Consider the following 21,086-nt stretch of genomic DNA (forward strand, 5'->3'; position numbering starts at 1 on the left):
CTTCAAGTGAAGGTAGTCGATAAATCATACTAACATGTTAAAATTGGTAAATACCAATTGAGTCCAGACCTTTTATAGACTCAAAAAACGGATGGTTTTTAAATTGTTTTTCAGCTCCCATTCCCCTACAAAATCTTCATTAGAGATGCCATTGTTTTTTGATGTTATATCCATCCATTCTTCAAAAGCGGTTTGATCCACGTACCGTAGTTGATCCAAATGAAAATTATCCTTTTTGAAAAATACAGCGACAGTTTTTGTTTCAACCAATTCTTTTAAGATTTTTTGCGCGGTATCAATACCGCCAATCCGGTCAACTTCGAATTTTGCTTGTTGAAAATCCATATCATCGTAAACGTCAGCTAAATCTATTGCTTGCTTAAGATCGTCAGCCTCAGCAACTTCGATAAACATGACCTTGTTTTCTTTATTGATAAGCCATTTACCAATCTCGAAGGTACCATCATCTTTTTCACGAATCTGATTACGCATAACACATCCTTTGAATCATTAGTTTTTCATGAACTGGAAATAACGCTAAACGTACGCTTAACTTTATTCTTGGTAATATATAAAACAAATAAAGAAAGCCCAAAAGAAAAAATAGCATTTTTCAAGTCTGGTACGTTGTTGTTGTAGTTATACTCAATGTATAGCGTGAAAGACAGCCAAAACATGAAAATTAAAGCCAGTGCAAAAACTAAAAGATTAAAGATGAGTACTAGCCAGTGTTTTGTCATTTTTTATGTCTTAAGTAAAGTTTAGACCATTGTATCCTAAAGGCTATTGTTTGGAGAGACTGTTGTTTCCTGATCCGGATAAGATTAGCGATCGAGGTAAAGTTCACAACGGTTTTTGGAGATAGGACTTCTCCGGAAAAAGACCTGGTGTAAGCTTCATTGAAACCAGTTAAAAAATAAACCAGACCACGGTGCGAGAATTGTTTCGCTCTTAAAGATTTACAGTTATGAGTAAAAACTAAAATCGATAAAAAATATATAAATAGATTAATGATTGAGAAATGTTAAGCAAATTTAAATGCCACTATGGATTGAAGCCTAAAAATTTCGTGGATTAAATCAGCGACTTTTATAAATCCTAGATGGGTAATGGCATCAATAAAATAGCTATTTTAACCCACTTAAAAACTATCAGGAAAAGCCCCAATTTTTTTCAAAATGATAGCCTACTTGCTGCGACCGCCACGCGCATTTTTCCGACCGCTCGGGTGAAGTCCACGGCGGGAAATTTTAAAAAAATTTTCGCCGCGCCTACCAGCATATACCACAAATATGGGAAAACTCAGATAAACGCATTTAAACCATACAATCCCGACTGCTATAAAGCACCATGGTTTTCTATAAAAATGGCATAGGAATTCACAATGCCTTATAGGTATCTATAAAAATCAAATCGGGAACCATAACTTTAAAATAGGAAACTATCCCCTATCCTTTAGAAATCTATAAATACAAATATAGCTGACTATATAAAGCAAGGAAGCACCCTCACATGCGATGTAACATCAGATAAGCGAATCAATGTGTCAAATCATCAACTCATATATAGAAAGCTAATACAAAGCGAATAGGAGGCAATAGAGCAGAATATAGGTAACTCTTAAGGATATAGCCATCTAAATATAAACAACTATTGAAATTTATAAGCACGCAGTGGATCGGGCGCGGTGCCGCCAGAATTTAGCAATATAGAAAGCCGTAACAAGAACAATAGAAAGGTATTTTATAAGTATAGAGAGCTAAATTTTTAAAAATAGAAGACTATAAATAGATAATAGGAAGCTATAAGTGGGATAGTGGCGGCGGCGGGGCTAACCCTAGCTCTAGGGCGGATTAAATCTAAAATTAAATTTAATACTAGACTTACACTAATTCATGCTCATGAACGATATGCCCCGCCGCTAGATAAGTATAATTAAATATTCACAAAGATTTATATAATTGCTGTAAATAAATAGCAAAAAACTAAAATATTAAACCAAAAAAACCACTGCGCATGCAGTCGGGAAAATGACCAGAATTTGCGAGTACTGCACATAATAATTATTTTTTTCAGTAGGTTAACTACCCCCACAGTTAATAATTTATTTGATTTTAAGCAATATATATAGTATTTTTATTCTAATGCTTTTTATTTCCGAAATATTAATTTCAAAATTAATCTTTTCCCGATTTTAAGAATGAGGCTTTTAAAATGAGTAAAGAAGCAACTCAGATCGCTCAAGATAATACGGACTTAACCGAACAGTTCAAAGAACTCTTGAAGGACCGTGATGTCAATGACATCGAAAGTGTTATCAAAAATTTAAACATGATGGCTGATGTAAAACGAAAAGAAGATTACCTCGCTATTTATAATGAATTTGAAGAACGTGTGATTGCACTTGGTTTCGGTAGCTTGCCAGACTTTTTGGTCGCGATCGAAGCGCAAGGGCTTGTTAAAACCGCACGTAAAGAACGTAAGAAAGTTGATGTTCGCTATATCGATCCAGAAAACCAAAACAATACATGGACTGGTCGCGGCAAAAAACCAATCTGGATTCAAGATTACCTTAGTAAAGGTCGTGAACTTGAAGAATTCTTGGTACCGGCAGAGAAAGAAGATCAGGAATAAATTTTCAAATCATTTGTACATCATTAAAGCAGCCAAAAAACTGGCTGCTTTTTTCTGGAACGTAAAAAATTATTTGTTCGCAAATTTCCTGTAAAAGAGTTCTTACAAAGTATGTTTAAACAATAAAAATTTTTGACATAATAGATGTAAACTCAAACTAATAATTAGCCCAAATATCATTAATCATGAATTGGTTTGAAGTTTCAAATAAAACACAAACCAAAAGCTTATGTTTTGAAATCTTTTTAGCGTCTGAAATCGCTTTTTGTGGCTCATCATATATCATTGCTAATTCAGGTGTCCGAGCATAAGCAACTGAAAAAGAAATATTATTGTCATTAATTTTAGCTACAAATTCATCTTTTTCAGGAAGATGGATAACATAACCTTTTACTGTGCTATCTCTTGGTAAGCCTAGTTCAGCTAGAACTTCATCTACACTTCTTTCAGTTCCATAAAAATCATCTCTTTGTTCTTGAGCTTGCTTTACTCTTTGCTCAAGTGTACCCCTTTGTTTAGCTTGTCCCATTTATTCAACCTTTTGGTTTACAAATATATTGTTTAAGTTTAGAACATTAATGTCTAGTTTACGACCTGATTGTCAAAGCACACAAAGTTCCATCTTATTTATATTCTTTCTTTAAATTCTGTCTCTATCCATATTCTTTTTATGTTCGTCTATTCCTAGATTCCAAGTCACCCATAGAATTATCAATGAAATGATCCATGAAATATATTTTAGCACACTTCTGCCCATTGATTCATCTATAAGTTTTTGTATTATTTGACTTTTTGAACTTTCTATATTTATTATGTTTTGCATCTTGATCATTACAATGTAAGCCATTAATCCACCCAAAAACCATATAGCTAGTGGTTTCTTGTGTCGTAATAATACGGTTATTTGTTCTATAAATTTTGATAACAATTTCTACTTCTCTCTATTGATTTGTTTTATTTTTCCATGGGGTCACAAGTGAGTTAACCCAAGTTTCCATTGCCATAACTATTTGCTCTCGTTCAACTGATTCTGGATACATGCTTACTTTAGCATTCCAACTTGACGGCGTTTGATCTGTCCCATAAACCAAAAATTCATTTATTTGTCCTTCTTCAATTAACCGATCACTCATCCATGTCTCAAATGCCCTAGCAAAAAGTTCAGTTGGTTCTGCCCAATAAAGCTTTTTGGTTGCAGCATCCAATCGTGCGGCATTATTTGAATATTCACTTATTTTACTCAATGATCCATTGTATTTTTTATAAACTATATTTTGCATCAAAAACATAAAATCTGGGATCATTGTTTGGTCCTTTATATTTCTTATATATCGAGCTTCCTCTCTAAGAAAAGTCCGATGGTCCTTAATACTATAAATAAATTCTTCTGATAGGAATTTTGAATTTGTTTTGTTTCTTTTGGCTAAATACGCATCAAGAGCATGTCCAAATTCATGTGCCAATGCCCCCACACCCTTTGTTTTAGTCAAATGGATTAACCATTGATCCAGTTCAAAATGTGCGGCAACACTATCTCCTTTCCCACGACTTCCAAAAGCAATCCCCAGAGTCCCGCCCAAAGAAGCAAAAGTCGGTGGTAAACCAAAAATACGAGTTAGGTCCATAAATGCATCATAGGTTGCATCAATAAATCCTTGTCTTTCTGATTGAGTTACCCAATTACCAAATTCAACTCCACGAAATTTAAAAGTTTCAGCAAATGTTTCAACTGATATAAGCCCACCTTGTCTGTAATCTGGACCTTGACGGATATATGGTCTATCGAAACATGGGCGAACTGGTGGTTTGGTTCTCTCCTTTTTTTCCTTTGGCTTATTTTTTCGACCAGTCAATACTTCTTTATCGAATATCTTCTTCGCTTGTGCCATAGCCTCCTTAAATGTTGAAAATTCAGTCCACCCATCCAATGTCCTTACTGTTTTAGGTGTAGCAGATTTCACGGCGAACCAAGCCTTTTTTTTGGTATTACTATCTATCAGAATACAGGCTCCATAATTATCACTATCCAATACATCTTCATCATCAAACCAACCTAAAGCCTCTAAACTATCCAACCTTAGTTTGGACTCCATATTTAAACTCAATGGATGTGCTACTTTTCTTCTTGTCGTTTTACCGGCTGCGTAACGCTCTATATCATTTTTTGAATTAGGGTATTTGTTTTTTATAAAGGAATTAAAATGATTTCTCAGAATATCAATTGATTCATAATGCGAATTTTCATAAGCATTTTTCAAGAATTCAATGCTTTCTATGTAGGCTTCACGCCAGATCGTTGCCGATAAGTTAAACCAACCTCCATCTAAAGGCTTATTAGATAAATTTTCATAAATTACCATGAATAAAACGGCGTGTTTACCGGTATTTAACCCCCCCTTAACATCATCTCGAAAGTTTGGTCGAGTCCAGAGGCTCCTTTTGGATATTTGACCTCCAGTCTGATTCAATGTGAAATGAACAGGTAATGCCAAATCTTTCTTAGCACCTTCAAATTTTTCACCTATATCACCGATATAGTCACTTGAATCCTGTAAATTTCCGTCATTCATCTGGCTATTACCATCCCATTAAAGCCAAATCAATTTTGCTGAGGGGTTATCTAGCATTTTACTAAAATGAATCGCATGTTCTAAAGCTGAATTGACATCAAATACTATTCCTAGTTCCTTAAGAAATTTAAGTTCATCCTTGAAGGTTCTTTTATTTACACTGTCCCTTGATGTTGAAGCATAGTATGCGTATTGACCCGCCAAATACTCGACAGTGAAGTTTGTATGCTTACCGGTATGATTATGGTCAAAAAAACTAACCAACTTTGAACAGTCTATTTGCCATAGTCCGGCACTTACAATAAATTCAGATGCCATTGTTTGCCTAACCTAATTCATCAACGAAACGGATGTATTAAAATCTGGTAACGTTAAATTCTGACTTGTGTAAATCTCAAAGTGTTCCGAATCATCAGTGAACACTTTCAGTTCATCAAGCAAATCATTAACTTCTTGTAATATATAGTTTTTAAATATATTGTACAGTTCTTCACTTACATACTTATTCCGAGTAAGAATATTTGTAGTTTCTACGAGGAAGGTATATAGAACCTTTTTTAACTCGAATATTAAATTTGCCTCTGATACTCCCTCAATATTGAACATTCCAGATTCTTCACTGAAATACCTAACAAATATTAATGATTGATGTTGATCTAAGAACCGTCTTAATGCTGAGTAAGACTCCACATGCTTTTTATAAACCTGTATATCTTTAATGGAATCAGTTATATAAACATGGTACCGACTTGATAGTAGGAATGAATGATGATTTTGTGTTTCCAAATATTTGGAAACATTGGTTTTTAGATTTTGACCAACATATCGATTTTGCATACTTTTTCCTTAAGAAATCTTTAGTTATTAATTATCTAACTGATTTACAGACATACTTTTGAATTGCGCCTGAAATTTTACTTTCATTTGCTATACGGTACTTGATTTCAGAAAATGAATATCGTTCTTCTGAGAGTTGAGTTCCATTCCTATCATATTTTGAAACATACAGACGAGCGATCGTCCCTTTTTCACAATCAGCCATATTTTTTGCAATAAAATATTGTCCCTTACCTAAGTAAGATGAATTATTACTTTTAGATGTCATTTTACTTGTAAAGGCTACCATCTTATTTTTTTTATTCGCCGAGATAGATGCTTCATCTACCTGAACTAAAACATTCTCATCCTGCGTAACAAAGGACCAGATATTTTTATTATCTGTTCTGAAATTCGGGACCGATTGTATAACCTCTTTTTGAGGATTATTTTTTGGCAATAAAGGGCATAAATAGTTCATCACATCTGAGTAGATTGTGTTTGGACTGACTTTAACCACATTAATTGCGTTGCCATCGTCAGTAGATTTATATGAAATTTGACCGGCAGGGTTATACTTAATTAGAGCAAAAAGTGTTTTAGTACCTGTTGCGCAATTTATCGTTTCTTTAGCAACTAACAGCTCTCCTTTTTTCAACCCGTCCTGATCGCTACCTGACTCTAAACGGCTTTTGTAGAGAATTTCATTGGGATCATTCACATTGATCAAGATGGAATCTTTATCAACAAACATTTTCGTGCCAGTTTTAGTGATAGCGATTGGTTGCCAAGAAGCAGCGCCGACTTGAACAGAGAGTGCCGTGATTGCACCAAATATCACATATTTTTTCATATTGGCTCTCATTCTTGAATGATCATTAGCAATACAATATTAATATAATTATAAATCATTAATATAAATATTTAGTAAAATATTCTATAAATAATATATGCAATTAAGATTGCAATAACAAAATATAAGTATCGTAAAATGAAAGAGCCAGAGTGGTCCCCCTTCATTTTTCGCACATAGTCAACATGGTTCTCTCTCATATTTTCATCAGCTTGTTTAATTTTTTCTTCTAATTTTTCCACAAAACCTAAAACTTCATCCTTTGTATAATCATTATTAGATCGCAGCCATAAACTAAAAATGAACCAAGTACCTTTTTCAATTGCCGCTTTTCCAAATAACGGCTGGATATTTCCTTTTAATTTCGCATCACCTACATTCGTCACAAAACCTTCAATTGAACTTGGATCGACCTTCAATACTTTGGCAAGATGATTGATGTGTGATTGATTTTGGAAAATAGGGTTGTAAATTGTATTTTTATTTCCTTTCCTATTGATATGAATCCAATTTTTCTCATCCACATTCCCTTTTAACACACCATTTAGATTTTTTGTTTCAATACAATAAATTCCTTTTTTACTGATAACGATATGATCAATTTGAGTTGTGTTTCCTGATACCGTCATAAATGTCACATCATCATAGATTTTGGCACCACCCCACCCCAACCAGAATCTTAATTTTCTATCAACGATGATCTCGCCTTGGCGACCAAACTCTTTTTTTCTTTTTTGATCAAAGTAGTTCTTAATACAGAGAATAATGCCGAGCAACGCAAGACCGATAAACAGAAAATAAATATCCATACAATGCACCAGTTAAAGCAAATATTAAAATAATAATACTAAATTTTATAATAAATGTTATTATAAAATTAATGTTTATCTTAATATTTAAATGCTATGAAAAACCGTCATCGTGTTAATTTTGTTTGCGCAATTTCTATAACTTTGGTGGGCTGCGGCACAAGTGGCTTAGGCGAAATCAGCAAATATCAAGCTGCCCCCCTCATGACTGATTGCTTAGATAACTCCACATCATATATCTACAACAATGAGCAAAAGGAGTTCAGCACAGCAAGTATCAACCTAGACATGCCAAAACCTAGCGACTTGACATACATTGCTAAAAGCATCAAATCCTACTTATCTAATGAAACCGAGTCACTTAAAGAATATCAATCTACTTTAAGAAAGAACCCTTTAGTAAAAATTGCTCGAGTTAATTTAACTTCCCTGAACGATAAGATTTCTTGTGATTACATCTATTTAACCGATAAAAATAATCTTATTATCCAACAGCCATTACTCTATAAAATTACGGGACCACACCAAACGCATTTCATAAATTCTGAACAACTTGTCCACGAGATAAGCCCTATTGAATACCTTTTCGAACTGCCAAAAAGCCAACATGGAATTCGTCTATTTCATTTAAATTTTACAGATCAAATCCGCAAAGTTACAGTTAACAATTCGGATGTACTCAATCGAATCAGTAATGTAATCGCAAGTAATAGTTTATTGGAGTTCTATGACTTGGATAAGCCAATACAAGACAGTCTTGCGATAGAGTTGGCGAATTCAGCAACTACAAATCTTAAGATTCCTACTTTTGTGCCTCAGAATCCGATATATATAACCCCATCACTAAAATCAAAACCAATGACCAGTTTGGACATTGCAGACGATGAAAATATCAATGCTAAACAAATGGATCAATACAACAACGAACGCTATGTTGATGCAACTACAGGTATTAATACTACACGTCATATTTTGAATCAAATGCGTCAAGAACTTGGTATAAGTGATGATCGATATACAGTTGGTGGAAAACAAGAAAGTACCCAATTGAGTATCAATACAAACAACTTCACTCGGGAGGAAATCCAACAAGGGAACAGACAGATGCAGCAAGAACAAGAAAAAAAATGGGGTAAACCTCAGTGAACTACTTTGAGCGATTAACCACGTATGTAAAGGCAATCAGGGGCAATTCCGATGCTCAATTTAGCATTGCCAAATTTATGATGGAGAATGATGATCCAGATTCAAAAGATAGAGCTATTACTTGGTTCACAAATTCTGCTAATCAAGGTCATTCAGAAGCTTGTCTTTATATAGCTAAACACTTCATTAGAAGTAATGATACAGATAATGCAATTAAATATTTACGTTTAAGTATTCCTTCTCCAACCGGTATTCAAGAATCCTTGTTAGGGCAAATGCTGTTAAATGGTTTTACTGCATATATAGACCAAAAAAGAATGGATCAAAGTTCAGGCGAACCTGTCAGTGATTTGGATAATTATATAAAGTCCCTCTATCCACAAATCGAAAAAACACATCGTTTGTGTACCTCTGACAAAAATGCTCAAGAAAACTTAGAAGAAGCTCTGAATCTACTCAATCAGGGGATCGAAAAAAACAACCCATTAGCATTACATGCTTTAGCTATTTATACACTCGAATATAAAGATGGCTTGACTAAACCAGAAAGGAACATTGCTTTAGATTGGCTGCATCGTGCTGCGGAAGCAAACTTTGCACCTTCATTACAAGTATTGGCAGGGATGTATGAAAACGGCTTGTTTGGCATAAAAACTGATATTGGGAAAGGTTTAGACATGCGTATCAAAGCAGCAGAAACCGGCTCTAAAGAAGCGCAATATGCACTGGGTATGTTAATTTACAAAGGTAATGGTTTTGAGCAGAATCGAAAAAAAGGGATCGTTTTAATGAAAATGGCGGCTAAACAAGGTCATCGAGAAGCGATAGACTTTCTTGAATCAATTGATTCGAAAATATAATTTAAAATTTTATGAAGGGAAAATGTAATGGAACAAGAAACAATAGAAATCAAAAAATTACGAGATGAAAGAACACCAGACCTATTTCACACTTTAACTGAAAGTGATATTGATATTATTAGTCTAAAATTAAGTGAAGAACCCAAAGCAAGATTCAAGAATTACTTGGACAAAAATATCATACGTGAGTTTATTGTTTATATCTCGGATCGAAACCCTAGTATTGTCACGAAACTTCAAAAGTACAAAAAAAGTAGAAAGTCTAAAAAAAATATATCGGCTGCCAATAAAAAAGACGAAATTCTTATATAATTAATAGCTGCTAAATTAATCGATGCCACATAGATACAGGAAAACTATTATTAGGCAGAAACCCTTTATTATTACGTTTAGCAGGGATTAAAAGGTTGTCTCCATTTAAAGTGAAATATTCTTGTTTAAAATAGCCACCCATATTCAATAAATCATCAACTACCCAATGTTTTAATCCATACTTCTCAATGGATTTTGATCTTAAAGCTTCCTCTGTATGCCAACCATAACTAAATATTCCGTAGACCTCTCCACTATCATCTGAGCTAATAAACGGAGCTAGAGTTGTATCAATACGCATAGGGACCTCTGGTATCTGGTGCAGTGTAATTAATTTATATAAACAAACGATTGAGGTGCTTTGAGTCCTTCTTTAAGTTCATTTAGACTAATAGGTGTTTTATATGCTTTTACGTTAGCAATTTTTATAGCATGAGCTAACGATCTACCCTTGAAATACTCATTGAAAAAATCTTCACTAATCCCTGAATAATGCTTTGTTTCCTCCCATACCTGATTTGGGGAATTTGAAATTATTTGATCAATTTCGAATTCCCCAATAATTTTTCCAACGGGAGCAGTTGCATATATTAATACTTTCTTTATATCAGTTTTCTTGAAAATTGTTTTACGATATTCAAAATGTTTTTTACCGTTTAAAATTTTATCTGCGTAATCTGGTTTTATTGAAATTAAAATTTTCATCATTATTTCTCACAGGTTCTTCAAATCAGATTTTATTTCAGGTAACTCTTTATCGTCTATGGTTGATGAAAAGTGCCTCAAATCATAACGCATAAAATCTACCACAGACAGGCTAAAAAGCTCTATATCAATGAGATCATCCTTATCACATTTATCTTGTTTTATTAATTCATTAGGATCATATAATGTTACATTTTTTTCTTTTATGGCTAAAAACCTAGAATTATTTTCATGGGAGTTTTTTAGAAACTCTTTTGCCTCACTCTCATTTTCGAAATGTAAATATATGGGGTTTGCTTTTATTACAGAATAAAGGAATCCATTATCCTCTAATGTTTCACAAATTGGCTTTTGGGGGAATTGACGGCACATCAAATGAAAAACATCATCGTGTGGATTGTATGTGTCGCTAATGTCATTCGTTATATTAAACATCTGCTGATAAATGGTGCTTGTACTATCATTACTTTCAACCCTGATAAATTGTACATCTTGAATAGACTGAACTTTTGCAATTTTTTTTATCAATTGGCTAAGAGACTTGATAGTTCTAAATTGCTCCTTAGAATAAAGAAATATGATGATTTTATACTTATGTAAGTGTGATCTTATACTAATATACGACCACAAGAAGCTTTGCATATCTACTAACAGAATTCGCTTCATGCAATTAAAATCCTTTTAGTTGATATTTAAATAGGAACTAGCTCGATCATTAATTTGATCGAGCTTAATTTTTTAAGCTGCTCTATTTTCTAATAAAGCCAGTGCCTTGAATTTAACATTTGGATAGCACTGCCATACAGTTTTCTCATCAGTAATTTCATCAAAAACAGGCGCGGACCAATTGTAAAATTTCAGAAATTTATCTTTACTAATGGTTTCACCATTAAAGAATTGTTCTTTGCTCGAAAATATAGCATAACCGTTATTAGTTTTTTTGAAATATGTTTCACATCCTTTTTTCGCATACACTTCAACGGACTTTTCCGCATCATCAATTGTTGGGCAAATCTTAGACAAAGAAGATGCCGTGATCGCTACCAAATCATCTCTTATCGTGAATTTTGCAAATTCTGGTAAACCATGGTAAGTGTGCGCAAGAATTCTTATAATTTGTGACTTCACCTGAGTTAAATCTTTTTCTACTATCGCTTTTTCTAAAAGAATAACACCATCATAAATATCATCTACATAACCCAAATAATCTTCTCTTGGAAAAATTGTTTCTTTGAAATAAATATCTTTTAAATCCTTTTCTTTTATTTGCATATCAATCAAGTATGCTAGAGCTAAGCTAGTGGTGATCACATCGCCAATCCCATCGCGCAACTCTATGTAGTCTTTTTCATGTACCGCTTTTACTAATTCCTTAAATTCAGACAAGAAAATATTAAAGCTACCGAGTGAAGCTGCTTGATTTTCCAAATTAAACGACCCCTTCACTCTTGTAAATTCTTCCTGCAAAGCAAAGATCATAGGATAGTCATGTAACTCTAAGATTGAAGATAGTGAACTCACAATTTCCACTCAATAAAAAAACTCATTTGCATGATTATATCATACAATTAATATTAGATTAATATTATTAAATAAGTTAATACTCGCAAATATTTTAAATTAATATTTTATTACATTATTGAATTTCAAAAGCACCTGCTATTTTTATAATACTCTATTCTCTTTAGTCCCTTACCATCAGTTGTGACTGGAAAAATTGGCTAACTTTGTGAAAATTGGCTTTTAAGCCCGAGAGCTGCCCTTTAAAATAAAAATAATTTTCAGTCGGGCAGCAATTGAATTTTTACCGTAATCAATGGCTTATCGTTAGCTTAAAAGCCTTCATTTCTCTACCTGCTTAGAACCGCCGCCACAATCAAATAAGACATCAAGCACAGTTTTTTCAATTACCATTTGAATTAACTTCAAGATCAAATGTTTTTGCCTTTAAAATTTTAGCTGCTTCGGTATCACCCTTAATCGCAGCATCATTTAACAATTCCAGACCCTTCGAAGTATCTTGCTTTACTCCAATTCCGTTATAAAAGTATAAGCCTAATTGTCTGGTGGCGGGTTTATAATCTTGCGCAGCAGCCATAGCTAAGTATTCGGCAGATCGCCTCAACAAGCTTTGTTTATCTAATACAACATCTTCATTTAATTCACCGAACCTTAAGGTGTTTGCCATCTCGAATTGAGCTTGAGGAAAACCTTCATCAGCAGCACTCATCATTAGTTCAACACCTTTACCTATATAGTTTTTATCTTTTTTGGCTTCCTCTATGTATATTTTGGCTAAAATATATTTGTATTCTAATTTTTTATCTTTAATTAGCTCTAACAACTGAATTGCCTTTTGTGGATCAGCTTGCGTTGCCTCACCATAGTAGTTCATTCGCGCTAAAATAAATGTCGATAATTCGTCTTGTTTTTCAAATCCTCTTTTCGCCCAGAAAAGTGCTTTTTCATCGTTACGCTTAATGTTCACACCATCATAGTATTCACGAGCCAATTTACCCATTGCGATGGGTACGCCTTCCTGCGATAAATCATACAGTGACTTTAAAGCCGTGTATTTGCTGTCTGTGATTACTTCTGCTTTTGTGAAAGAATCTACTTTCGAGTCAGTTGATAAATAATAACCTAATCCACCAAAACACAATGCTACTGTTGCCAATACAACAATTGGCTTTTTATTTTTCATCTACTTTTATCCAAAATACTTAAAATTAAATAATTCTTTATCCAATAAAGAGCTTTCAAAAGCTTTTAGATCAACATCTATATCAATATCCAAAGCCTTTATAAATTCTCCATCTTTCCATCCAATTTCACCACATGGAAAGCCCTCCGGATGTGAAAAATTATGTTCTGTAATTTTCCAGAAAGGTTCGACTTCTCCATAGTTATATGAACGACCACCTCCTACTCGAAATAATGGTAGTTTACTGATTGTCCAAAATAAAAAATGCAAGGACCCCAAATGGTTTCCTGTTAATTTCATGGTATGTTGTGCTACAGAGTCCGCAGCGATAACATCAAGCCCATAGTTAACACGGCGAACCGATTCTTTAGAACCTGTCTTTTTTCCCTTAATATCTGCAACCCTATCTTGCAACTGCTGTATTTGTTTGTTTAGTTCAGTTTTTTGCTCAAAATTTGGCGCATTTCTTTTTTCATGTTGAATTATTTTAATTTTGGCTTTTAATTCTTGTATTTGTGGTGCTGTCTCTGCATCTTGTTCCATAATATCTAAAAGCAACTGTTTATCACCCTCAGTTATATAATGGTCAAAATCATCAAACGAATCAGCTATATGTCCTCTACTAGAATTTGCGGATTTAACTAAGGATGAAATTGGGGCAATTGCACTGCCAACCCCTAATGCCCCAGAAATACCCCATCGACCAAATAAATCCATCATTGGATTTATCTTGCGAACATCAATATTGAGACCTATCGTTGTTGCACGTTCATTATTTATTAAGTTTCCAGTATCAATACCCTTCGCAAGAAGATAATGTTCATGAATTGAAAATAGTTCACCTCTTTGCTTCATGACTTCTAAAAGTGAACGATAACTGGCAAACCTTAACCAACCTCTTAGTGTCTGAGAGGGCATCAGGGGGTTTCCATTAGTATCAACAGGAAAGTGAATTGTATTTGGCAGGTTCACTGTGAAAGGCTGAATTAACTTAATACCTCCTTTAAATTGATAATACTTCATAGGTTTACCTCTCGTGATCCTATATAACAATGACGTTGTTAATTGGAATGTAACAGTCGGTGGTATCACCACTTTTATAATTCGGTTTATACCGGCAACATTTAATTGGCTCATTCCGCGCCATGTTAAAGATACTTATTGGGAGGATTCGATTCAATTTATCATCATAGAACCAACTATAATCTTCCATAGAATCTTCAACTGTGACTTTCGCTATCTCTCCAAATCCTGCATTTGCTGACCGCCCTATGCCAATTAAGCTATTAAGATAAAATTTAATTTTCTCTGCATCACCATGTGCAAAAAATATGATTTTGTTTACTTTGGTAGCAAGTTTCTCAGTAAATAACCGTCTAAATGGACCTTCATTTTCCTTGATACTTTTTTTAGGTTTGGTAAATTTCCCTGAAAATTCCGTCCATTGAAAATGTGTCGCTCTTACCACCTCAGTAGCAATAATTTTTGAATCTCTACCTTTCACGAACAAAGCTTGTGATGCATGATATACCCCACTAGATTTCGAAAAAACTTTATCAACTTCTTCTATTGCAATAGGATGTGTATCAGAAAAATTACGAACCGCCCAATAGATAAGTCCATCCAAGTGTATTGGATAGTAGTTACCATGAATGATAGAAGTGATTATTTCTATCTCAATCCTTAAGGGATGAAATGATGACATAGTTCACCACTTGTTTGGCTTGGTTAAAATTTAATCTTATTATATTTCAGAATTATTATTTTTTAAACATTAATTTAATATTTCACCACACAAATAATAGAGAATAATTATTTAAGCTGTAATCAAAATTAATATACAAACAAATAAAAAAGGACAAAAAAATTGTCCTTTTTTTAAATCAGCCTAACCTACACGGCGAAACTTTCAAGTGTAGCTCCGGCTTCAATCGCAGCAACCAACCATTTAGGTTTTAATCCACGTCCAGTCCATGACTGTTCATGATTTTCTGGATTGCGATATTTCACTTCCGCCTTCTTAACTGCTTTTTTATTTGGTTTAGTTGGTTCCGCAAATAATTCCTCTAAAGAGATACCCAAAGATGCAGCCAATTCGCGAACATGAATACGAGCATCATTAACTTCTTTTTCTTTACGAGCTTCAATTGCAGAAGCAATGTCTTTTTGTAGTGCTTCAAGGTCTGAGATTGAGGAATCCGCAATAACTTGATCTAAGCTTTCTTTCATTTACATCTAACTCATTATGTATTGTAGGTAAATTTGATTATATGCAATTTAAAACTTAAATAAAGTTTTTAAATACAACATTATCAAAATATTTACATATTTATTGTTTTATAGACTAATTGCAAGACTAAGATTAGCCCAAAGCAAACTACTCCAAAATTAAACATCTGATTAAACCGTTTTACCTTATCCACCAACGTTGCAGAAAGATTAGCTTTTTGGGTCTCTAATTGAGATAAGGTTTTTTGAGTAATTGAATGAGCAAATAAAGTCAGCCCTCCAAAGCACAACAGTAACAGTACAAAGACATCACTATATGGCAAGCTTGGACCACGAAATATCTGTTCTGAATAATTCTTATCCACAAAAATCGCCAATATTAGTATTACATTGAATGTAATAGCTACCGATCCCACGGCGATTTGCTTCGCTATAAAATTAGATCGCCACAACTGTAGTTGGAGTCGCGTTATTGAACTGGCATAAACTGGACTATTGAAATCGAATGACTTAAAAGATACAACGATCCAGACAACCAAAAAAACAGAAACAAAACTTAATAAAAGTAAATTCAACATACTTGACTCTTTTTCTTTCAATATTTGGTGAATAATTTCGATGGAAATTAAAGTAAAAATTAAATCTACAATACAACGCTAATTTCGCTATCCATATAAGCTTCCACCTCACCCTCACTAGAAAATATGCCTGCTTTTGCGTAATTGCTTAAAAATCTAACAGGAATTGCATTTATGAGAGGTTTAGATTTCGGAGAATTAAAATAAGGCATTCGTGGATCAGCAAACCAAATAATTATTCGATCTTCCGGTGCCCGCAAGCCTCGACCCAAACCTTGCTTAAGCACACGGACGCAATAATTATTTTGTTTAAGCCATAGGATATTATCGATAACATGTGGCGGAATATTTTTTGAAGTCATGTATTCTCGTGCTACATATTCTTCCAACTCATTCTTAGGTGGATTAGGAATTCTTGTTATCACAATATTCTGCAAAAACTGACTATTGTCAGCAGAACGAATATTTAAACCATCCCATCCAGAAGGTGTGATTAATACATCAGAATGCCCTGCAATAAACTCCGGTAAGCATTCCATCAATCGCTTACCGGCTTCTTGAGTTATACATTCAACACCTAAGCCTTCCATGTGTTCTTTGATTAATCTGGTTTCCTCAAATGAGTAAGTCAGTACCAAGGTGGGACCTGTCTTAACAGCCTCCTTAATCATAGATGCAGTGTATTTCAACCAATAACTATTGAATCTGTTACATCTATTATCGCGGTCATAACTTGTTGGTACCGAAACATTCTTAGATGGTAGAATGAATCGCATATCTCCATACATAGACGGCGTTAAACGCAATAGGCATGTTACCGCCTCATGGGAAAAGCCAAGATCGCCTGCAACAGCTATTGCCTTTTCATCTACCCTATTATCAAACAGGGTTGCAGACGTTATTATCACTCGTGTTGTTAAACGTTTTAAAGTATGTGCAAAAAGTCGAGAAGCAATTGGATTTACAACTGCTAGACTTGGATTTCGCATATTATCGCTGTATAGGATCGCTCTATATAAATAATCATTAGAGGACCGCCATTGCGCTAAAGTTATTAATGCTTCGTCTAGTTGCTCTAAGCATTCAACCTGAAAATGATCCAAACTATTCAACTTTTGAAATTCACGAAAATCTTTCTCTAAATGACGTAGATTTGCTTCAATTTGAGCAACATAATCAATCTGATCTGTTAACCACTGCTTATGACCACCAGAACTAATGTAAAAGTCCTGATATGAGCCATTTGCTTTATCATATTGAATAACATTTGCCTGCCAATGTTTAAGAAACTGGCGTGTCTCTTTTACATACGGCGCATGTATATCAAAATCTTTTGCGCTACTAAGCAAGAAACTTATCCTTGCAAATGGCAAGATTTTATTTGATCTTTCTGACATGAGACGATCTAAATGATGTGCTTCATCGGTGATTACTGCATAAGCCGATTCAGTAAAATCTGTAACATTGTCATGCCCAATTAATGTTGCATGATTGGTCAATAGTAGTCTTGCGGAGGCTGCTTGATTGATATGTTTTATATAAGCATCATTACTGATCCGCCCATCATACAACAAACATATATCTCTACTATGGATATGGTCTGGGAACATAAAATATTCCTCCAACCAATCTAGCCACAAACCTGATCCACTGTTACAGCTCTTATGTGCATAAGATAAAAATTCTTCTAACTGTTGACAGTAATCAACATCATGCGAATACTTCGCTAAGAGCTGCTCCACAAGATGCTGAGTTCGTTCCATACAATAAAAAGCTTGCCGACCCATTCTGTAAGCGCACGGCACCGGCTCCAAGCCTAATAGCTCAATTACACGAATTGCGAACGGCATATCCTTATGCATGATTTGTTTCTGGAGCAACCGAGTAAATGTTGAAATAATAATTTGATTTGCTTCTACGTGGGTACTAAGAAAAATCAAACATGGTATCAAGTAACCTAAGCTTTTTCCTACGCCGGTTTCTGCTTCAATAATTGCAAGTGACTCATCTGGGTACATCAATGACTCACCGACTGCTTGGGCATATTGATATTGCTCTTTGACATATCGTCCACCAAGCGATACCACAACACCATGCGGATTAAATGCTTCATGTATGTAATCTGATAATTTTTTATTAGTCATGAAGAACCCTCACGCAACCCAATCCATATACTCTTTTATTCCCGACACCAAAATTCCATGCCGAATCAAATTTTTCGTGATGAAGTATTAGACCCTCGAAAATCACATTCATCGTGGGTTCTACAATAAATAAATTGTCACGTTTATGATAAATCGGCACATCTATTCCCTCATGAATCTCAAAATTTGTACTAGATGGATCGAAACCCAATTCATCCATTACCTTGTGAACACGTACCTTTTTTTCTGCTTCATTCATTAGACGAATAGAGTTTTTGTACCTTGGGCTTGTTTGTGCCTCATATTTCAAATTCGGTGTTTTTATTCTTTTCTTTGTAGATAATTGCACTACCACTCTTATAGGCTTATCCAGATTAATGGCAAATTCATTATGTTCAACGATTGGGTGTTGAATAGGTACAGAACTCTTGCCGATCAACCCATAATCATCTCCATATTGAAAGACAACATAAGTGATTGCCTTATAATTCTCCGAAAAAAGATCACTCAATCCATTACGGCGTAACCAGTGTACAAGCGTATAATGAGCATCCTTACCCTTTGGAACGCTTATTTCGAATAACCATTCATTAAGCTGCTTCATTAACCACCACCTTAAGTAAATTCAATATAAAAAGCCGAGAATGAATATCCATTGCTAACAGATCATTAAATTTGATCATTAGAATTTGGTTTTTTTCTACGAACATCCTTACATCATTATCCAAATTGGATAATTCTCCTTTGGCAATTTTTTGCATCAAGCTAATCGCTTTATCAACAATTTTTTTATCGTTGAGTTTTACAAGCTTTGTAAGCTTTCGCCATATATCTAAATTTATGCAGTACCCCCCTTTTGAAGTCGAAATATAAACAGAACGCTCATCTGATACCATTAAATTTTGAGCATATTCTGCATACCGTATTGTGGGTCTTATAATAATTCTTTTTCTAGGATTGTTTAGTAAATTTATTATATATTCATTTACACCATATACCACAAATTTAACGAGTTTTGTATCGGTTACTTGCTTCGCATAACGTTCACTTACAACCAAGGTCATACAGTCATTTTCTTCTATTACTAAAAGCGAATTTAAGAAGCTTATAGGGCTATGTGCGCGAACATGAGTTAACATTCCAAACAGCTTTGCATTTGGTCTTTGAAAGAAGTCACATACCATACAAGTATTTGTATTATTATCATTTTTGCAAACTTCAACATTATTCTCGCCACATACATCGCAGCATGAAGTTACCTTGAATTTTTCTTCAATAATTAGCGGAAAAATGCATTTTTTTATTAAGCCGTTAGCAGTCATAATCAGCTCTCTTAAAATATATGTTTTATTATATATTAATTACCTTAAATCACTAATATTTTATTGAAAAAAACATTAAATAATATAAAATATAATAATCAAACTTTGGTTGGAAAAACTATGACAGATAACCTGATGAGTACCCTTACTCAAATAGCAAAAACAGGCAATAATGACAATTCAAACTCACTTAACATCACTAATATCTACCTCAAGGTAATAGACATATCCAATGATCCTTCGGGTCTAACTTATGCTACTGGCACAAACCTTGTTACTGGCGAAAATATTAGAGTCCGGTTAAGTACGATTGATGAATCTGCACATGATCTAGTTAGCATGAAAAAAGAAGCATCTCTTGCCAATGCAAAGCACACGGTCACGAGACTTTATGCCGGACAAAAGCCTAGAGAAGAACTCATGGCTAAAAAGTTTAAGAGAAATGCTAATTTTCTATTCTTTGATCGCTGTTTTTTTATGGGCAATATTAATAATATCCCCACTTTTCGTAGCCATTGGGCGAACACCATCTCTAAACAACCAAGCATTGAAACAGTTACAGGCTATGTAAATATCCAGTATAAGGATGAATCCCATACACCTAATGGGAAAATACGTGCTTGGGCAAACGTACTTGAATTCTGTCGATACTTTACTTTAGAGGACAAATCTAAAAATTTAGATATGGTTGTATATGCCCTCAGAAATACACTTAATAAAACAAACAACATTCTGCGAGAAGGTCGCTTTCAAGCCGAGATCATTGATGGGAATAATAATACCGTAGCATTATTTAATATCCCTCAGAAGTACATTGAAACTAATGGCAAGGACTCGTATGGTCAATCATCTGTATTTCTTGCCCCAAGTGAGCCACGAGATTCAATAGCCACTTTTTTAATGAAAGACAGCAATTCAGCAAATTCTTTTTCAGTATCAAAAGATATTGCCCGAATTGTACTCAGTGTTTTTTGTGATTACCCATACCAGAAAGAAGATTTTCTTTCACAAGATTTAGATTATTTGCAAAATCTCGAGAATTTGAAAAATCAGCTTTTAAACGGTGAATTTAAAGTAAAAGTGTTTGGCAGCCGGACCTATCGCTTCGGTCGTGAAACTATCCAAGACCTCTCACCACGAGGCAATTACAACCCCTTAAAAATATTCGCCAGAGAAATCTATCAAGATAACAATCCAACTGGTAATTATGAAAACTTATATGTACCAATGCTTTTAGTAATGCAAGTTGCTGAAACCGGTCGCCGTTTTATTGTTTTCCACAATCGTATTAACTACAACACATTAGGTGAAGGCAAACCCAAAAGCCTAAAAGAATTATCTGATGATTTAGATACTGTTCAACCCTTAAAAACCAAAAGCTATTCAATTTAATAGGGACAAAAA

24 protein-coding genes are annotated in these 21,086 nt (G+C 34.2%); 5 read left to right on the forward strand and 19 right to left on the reverse strand.

Annotated elements, in window-relative coordinates; genetic code table 11:
- Positions 1-72 precede the first annotated feature (72 nt).
- The gene (locus tag IRT38_RS00260) at positions 73-492 is read right to left on the reverse strand and encodes a hypothetical protein (RefSeq protein WP_194596688.1); all 420 of its coding nucleotides are present in this window, start codon (positions 490-492) and stop codon (positions 73-75) included.
- Positions 493-2,214: 1,722 nt separating this feature from the next.
- Between IRT38_RS00260 and IRT38_RS00265 the strand changes: the two genes are divergently transcribed.
- Positions 2,215-2,634 carry an H-NS family nucleoid-associated regulatory protein gene (locus IRT38_RS00265; protein WP_194596689.1) on the forward strand — a complete coding sequence of 140 codons (420 nt, stop codon included), beginning with the start codon at positions 2,215-2,217 and terminating at the stop codon, positions 2,632-2,634.
- Between the two features lie 157 nt (positions 2,635-2,791).
- Here IRT38_RS00265 and IRT38_RS00270 read toward each other — a convergent pair whose 3' ends face one another.
- The 6 genes from IRT38_RS00270 to IRT38_RS00295 form a co-directional block, all read right to left on the reverse strand.
- A complete protein-coding gene (locus IRT38_RS00270) occupies positions 2,792-3,163 on the reverse strand; it encodes a hypothetical protein (RefSeq protein WP_194596690.1) in 372 nt (123 codons plus the stop codon).
- A 412-nt stretch (positions 3,164-3,575) separates the two neighbouring features.
- On the reverse strand, positions 3,576-5,204 hold the full coding sequence (locus tag IRT38_RS00275; protein WP_227592121.1) for an LPD1 domain-containing protein: 1,629 nt from the start codon (positions 5,202-5,204) through the stop codon (positions 3,576-3,578).
- An 18-nt stretch (positions 5,205-5,222) separates the two neighbouring features.
- Entirely contained in the window at positions 5,223-5,522 is a 300-nt protein-coding gene (locus IRT38_RS00280; protein ID WP_194596691.1) for a hypothetical protein, read from the reverse strand.
- A gap of 12 nt (positions 5,523-5,534) precedes the next feature.
- On the reverse strand, positions 5,535-6,041 hold the full coding sequence (locus tag IRT38_RS00285) for a hypothetical protein (RefSeq protein ID WP_194596692.1): 507 nt from the start codon (positions 6,039-6,041) through the stop codon (positions 5,535-5,537).
- Between the two features lie 31 nt (positions 6,042-6,072).
- Positions 6,073-6,873, reverse strand: coding sequence for a hypothetical protein (locus IRT38_RS00290; RefSeq protein WP_194596693.1), 801 nt, complete (start codon positions 6,871-6,873; stop codon positions 6,073-6,075).
- A 71-nt stretch (positions 6,874-6,944) separates the two neighbouring features.
- Complete coding sequence (locus IRT38_RS00295; protein ID WP_194596694.1) at positions 6,945-7,682, reverse strand: nuclease-related domain-containing protein; 738 nt, start codon at positions 7,680-7,682, stop codon at positions 6,945-6,947.
- 204 nt (positions 7,683-7,886) lie between these two features.
- On the opposite strand from IRT38_RS00295, the gene IRT38_RS00300 reads away from it, so the two are divergent.
- From IRT38_RS00300 to IRT38_RS00310, 3 genes are read left to right on the forward strand one after another with little or no spacing between them, the layout of a single operon-like run.
- Positions 7,887-8,828, forward strand: coding sequence for a hypothetical protein (locus tag IRT38_RS00300; RefSeq protein ID WP_194596695.1), 942 nt, complete (start codon positions 7,887-7,889; stop codon positions 8,826-8,828).
- Positions 8,825-9,688, forward strand: a complete 864-nt coding sequence (locus IRT38_RS00305) for a tetratricopeptide repeat protein (protein WP_194596696.1) — start codon at positions 8,825-8,827, stop codon at positions 9,686-9,688. Before IRT38_RS00300 ends, IRT38_RS00305 begins: the two co-directional genes overlap by 4 nt.
- 27 nt (positions 9,689-9,715) lie before the next feature.
- Positions 9,716-10,000: a hypothetical protein gene (locus tag IRT38_RS00310; protein WP_194596697.1), complete on the forward strand. Its 285-nt coding sequence runs from the start codon at positions 9,716-9,718 to the stop codon at positions 9,998-10,000.
- A 10-nt stretch (positions 10,001-10,010) separates the two neighbouring features.
- On the opposite strand, the gene IRT38_RS00315 is transcribed toward IRT38_RS00310, so the two are convergent.
- The 12 genes from IRT38_RS00315 to IRT38_RS00370 form a co-directional block, all read right to left on the reverse strand.
- A complete protein-coding gene (locus IRT38_RS00315; protein WP_194596698.1) occupies positions 10,011-10,301 on the reverse strand; it encodes a hypothetical protein in 291 nt (96 codons plus the stop codon).
- A 29-nt stretch (positions 10,302-10,330) separates the two neighbouring features.
- A complete protein-coding gene (locus tag IRT38_RS00320) occupies positions 10,331-10,708 on the reverse strand; it encodes an ASCH domain-containing protein (protein WP_312846986.1) in 378 nt (125 codons plus the stop codon).
- 6 nt (positions 10,709-10,714) lie between these two features.
- Positions 10,715-11,371: a hypothetical protein gene (locus IRT38_RS00325; protein ID WP_194596699.1), complete on the reverse strand. Its 657-nt coding sequence runs from the start codon at positions 11,369-11,371 to the stop codon at positions 10,715-10,717.
- Between the two features lie 72 nt (positions 11,372-11,443).
- Entirely contained in the window at positions 11,444-12,226 is a 783-nt protein-coding gene (locus IRT38_RS00330; RefSeq protein WP_194596700.1) for a hypothetical protein, read from the reverse strand.
- A gap of 382 nt (positions 12,227-12,608) precedes the next feature.
- Complete coding sequence (locus tag IRT38_RS00335) at positions 12,609-13,409, reverse strand: tetratricopeptide repeat protein (RefSeq protein ID WP_194596701.1); 801 nt, start codon at positions 13,407-13,409, stop codon at positions 12,609-12,611.
- A gap of 6 nt (positions 13,410-13,415) precedes the next feature.
- Positions 13,416-14,432, reverse strand: a complete 1,017-nt coding sequence (locus IRT38_RS00340) for a hypothetical protein (RefSeq protein WP_194596702.1) — start codon at positions 14,430-14,432, stop codon at positions 13,416-13,418.
- A 19-nt stretch (positions 14,433-14,451) separates the two neighbouring features.
- Positions 14,452-15,114 (reverse strand): hypothetical protein, encoded by a 663-nt coding sequence (locus tag IRT38_RS00345; RefSeq protein ID WP_227592122.1) that lies wholly within the window; start codon positions 15,112-15,114, stop codon positions 14,452-14,454.
- Between the two features lie 188 nt (positions 15,115-15,302).
- A complete protein-coding gene (locus tag IRT38_RS00350) occupies positions 15,303-15,638 on the reverse strand; it encodes an H-NS family nucleoid-associated regulatory protein (RefSeq protein ID WP_194596703.1) in 336 nt (111 codons plus the stop codon).
- A 92-nt stretch (positions 15,639-15,730) separates the two neighbouring features.
- A complete protein-coding gene (locus IRT38_RS00355) occupies positions 15,731-16,216 on the reverse strand; it encodes a hypothetical protein (RefSeq protein WP_194596704.1) in 486 nt (161 codons plus the stop codon).
- A gap of 65 nt (positions 16,217-16,281) precedes the next feature.
- Entirely contained in the window at positions 16,282-18,360 is a 2,079-nt protein-coding gene (locus tag IRT38_RS00360) for a helicase C-terminal domain-containing protein (RefSeq protein WP_194596705.1), read from the reverse strand.
- Complete coding sequence (locus IRT38_RS00365; RefSeq protein WP_194596706.1) at positions 18,353-18,964, reverse strand: hypothetical protein; 612 nt, start codon at positions 18,962-18,964, stop codon at positions 18,353-18,355. Before IRT38_RS00365 ends, IRT38_RS00360 begins: the two co-directional genes overlap by 8 nt.
- Positions 18,951-19,682, reverse strand: coding sequence for a hypothetical protein (locus IRT38_RS00370; protein WP_194596707.1), 732 nt, complete (start codon positions 19,680-19,682; stop codon positions 18,951-18,953). The genes IRT38_RS00365 and IRT38_RS00370 overlap by 14 nt, the downstream gene beginning before the upstream one ends.
- Positions 19,683-19,802: 120 nt before the next feature.
- On the opposite strand from IRT38_RS00370, the gene IRT38_RS00375 reads away from it, so the two are divergent.
- On the forward strand, positions 19,803-21,074 hold the full coding sequence (locus IRT38_RS00375) for a hypothetical protein (RefSeq protein ID WP_194596708.1): 1,272 nt from the start codon (positions 19,803-19,805) through the stop codon (positions 21,072-21,074).
- Positions 21,075-21,086: the final 12 nt, after the last annotated feature.

The organism is Acinetobacter sp. SK-43, from assembly GCF_015351505.1.
Taxonomy (GTDB): domain Bacteria; phylum Pseudomonadota; class Gammaproteobacteria; order Pseudomonadales; family Moraxellaceae; genus Acinetobacter; species Acinetobacter junii.

Coding starts and splice junctions, on each gene's coding strand:
- IRT38_RS00290 (WP_194596693.1), bottom strand. CDS start 6,873: ATGAAAAAATATGTGATATTTGGTGCAATCACGGCACTCTCTGTTCAA.
- IRT38_RS00265 (WP_194596689.1), top strand. CDS start 2,215: ATGAGTAAAGAAGCAACTCAGATCGCTCAAGATAATACGGACTTAACC.
- IRT38_RS00285 (WP_194596692.1), bottom strand. CDS start 6,041: ATGCAAAATCGATATGTTGGTCAAAATCTAAAAACCAATGTTTCCAAA.
- IRT38_RS00360 (WP_194596705.1), bottom strand. CDS start 18,360: ATGACTAATAAAAAATTATCAGATTACATACATGAAGCATTTAATCCG.
- IRT38_RS00295 (WP_194596694.1), bottom strand. CDS start 7,682: ATGGATATTTATTTTCTGTTTATCGGTCTTGCGTTGCTCGGCATTATT.
- IRT38_RS00260 (WP_194596688.1), bottom strand. CDS start 492: ATGCGTAATCAGATTCGTGAAAAAGATGATGGTACCTTCGAGATTGGT.
- IRT38_RS00315 (WP_194596698.1), bottom strand. CDS start 10,301: ATGCGTATTGATACAACTCTAGCTCCGTTTATTAGCTCAGATGATAGT.
- IRT38_RS00340 (WP_194596702.1), bottom strand. CDS start 14,432: ATGAAGTATTATCAATTTAAAGGAGGTATTAAGTTAATTCAGCCTTTC.
- IRT38_RS00350 (WP_194596703.1), bottom strand. CDS start 15,638: ATGAAAGAAAGCTTAGATCAAGTTATTGCGGATTCCTCAATCTCAGAC.
- IRT38_RS00310 (WP_194596697.1), top strand. CDS start 9,716: ATGGAACAAGAAACAATAGAAATCAAAAAATTACGAGATGAAAGAACA.
- IRT38_RS00345 (WP_227592122.1), bottom strand. CDS start 15,114: ATGTCATCATTTCATCCCTTAAGGATTGAGATAGAAATAATCACTTCT.
- IRT38_RS00320 (WP_312846986.1), bottom strand. CDS start 10,708: ATGATGAAAATTTTAATTTCAATAAAACCAGATTACGCAGATAAAATT.
- IRT38_RS00325 (WP_194596699.1), bottom strand. CDS start 11,371: ATGAAGCGAATTCTGTTAGTAGATATGCAAAGCTTCTTGTGGTCGTAT.
- IRT38_RS00335 (WP_194596701.1), bottom strand. CDS start 13,409: ATGAAAAATAAAAAGCCAATTGTTGTATTGGCAACAGTAGCATTGTGT.
- IRT38_RS00270 (WP_194596690.1), bottom strand. CDS start 3,163: ATGGGACAAGCTAAACAAAGGGGTACACTTGAGCAAAGAGTAAAGCAA.
- IRT38_RS00275 (WP_227592121.1), bottom strand. CDS start 5,204: ATGAATGACGGAAATTTACAGGATTCAAGTGACTATATCGGTGATATA.
- IRT38_RS00365 (WP_194596706.1), bottom strand. CDS start 18,964: ATGAAGCAGCTTAATGAATGGTTATTCGAAATAAGCGTTCCAAAGGGT.
- IRT38_RS00300 (WP_194596695.1), top strand. CDS start 7,887: ATGACTGATTGCTTAGATAACTCCACATCATATATCTACAACAATGAG.
- IRT38_RS00355 (WP_194596704.1), bottom strand. CDS start 16,216: ATGTTGAATTTACTTTTATTAAGTTTTGTTTCTGTTTTTTTGGTTGTC.
- IRT38_RS00370 (WP_194596707.1), bottom strand. CDS start 19,682: ATGACTGCTAACGGCTTAATAAAAAAATGCATTTTTCCGCTAATTATT.
- IRT38_RS00280 (WP_194596691.1), bottom strand. CDS start 5,522: ATGGCATCTGAATTTATTGTAAGTGCCGGACTATGGCAAATAGACTGT.
- IRT38_RS00375 (WP_194596708.1), top strand. CDS start 19,803: ATGACAGATAACCTGATGAGTACCCTTACTCAAATAGCAAAAACAGGC.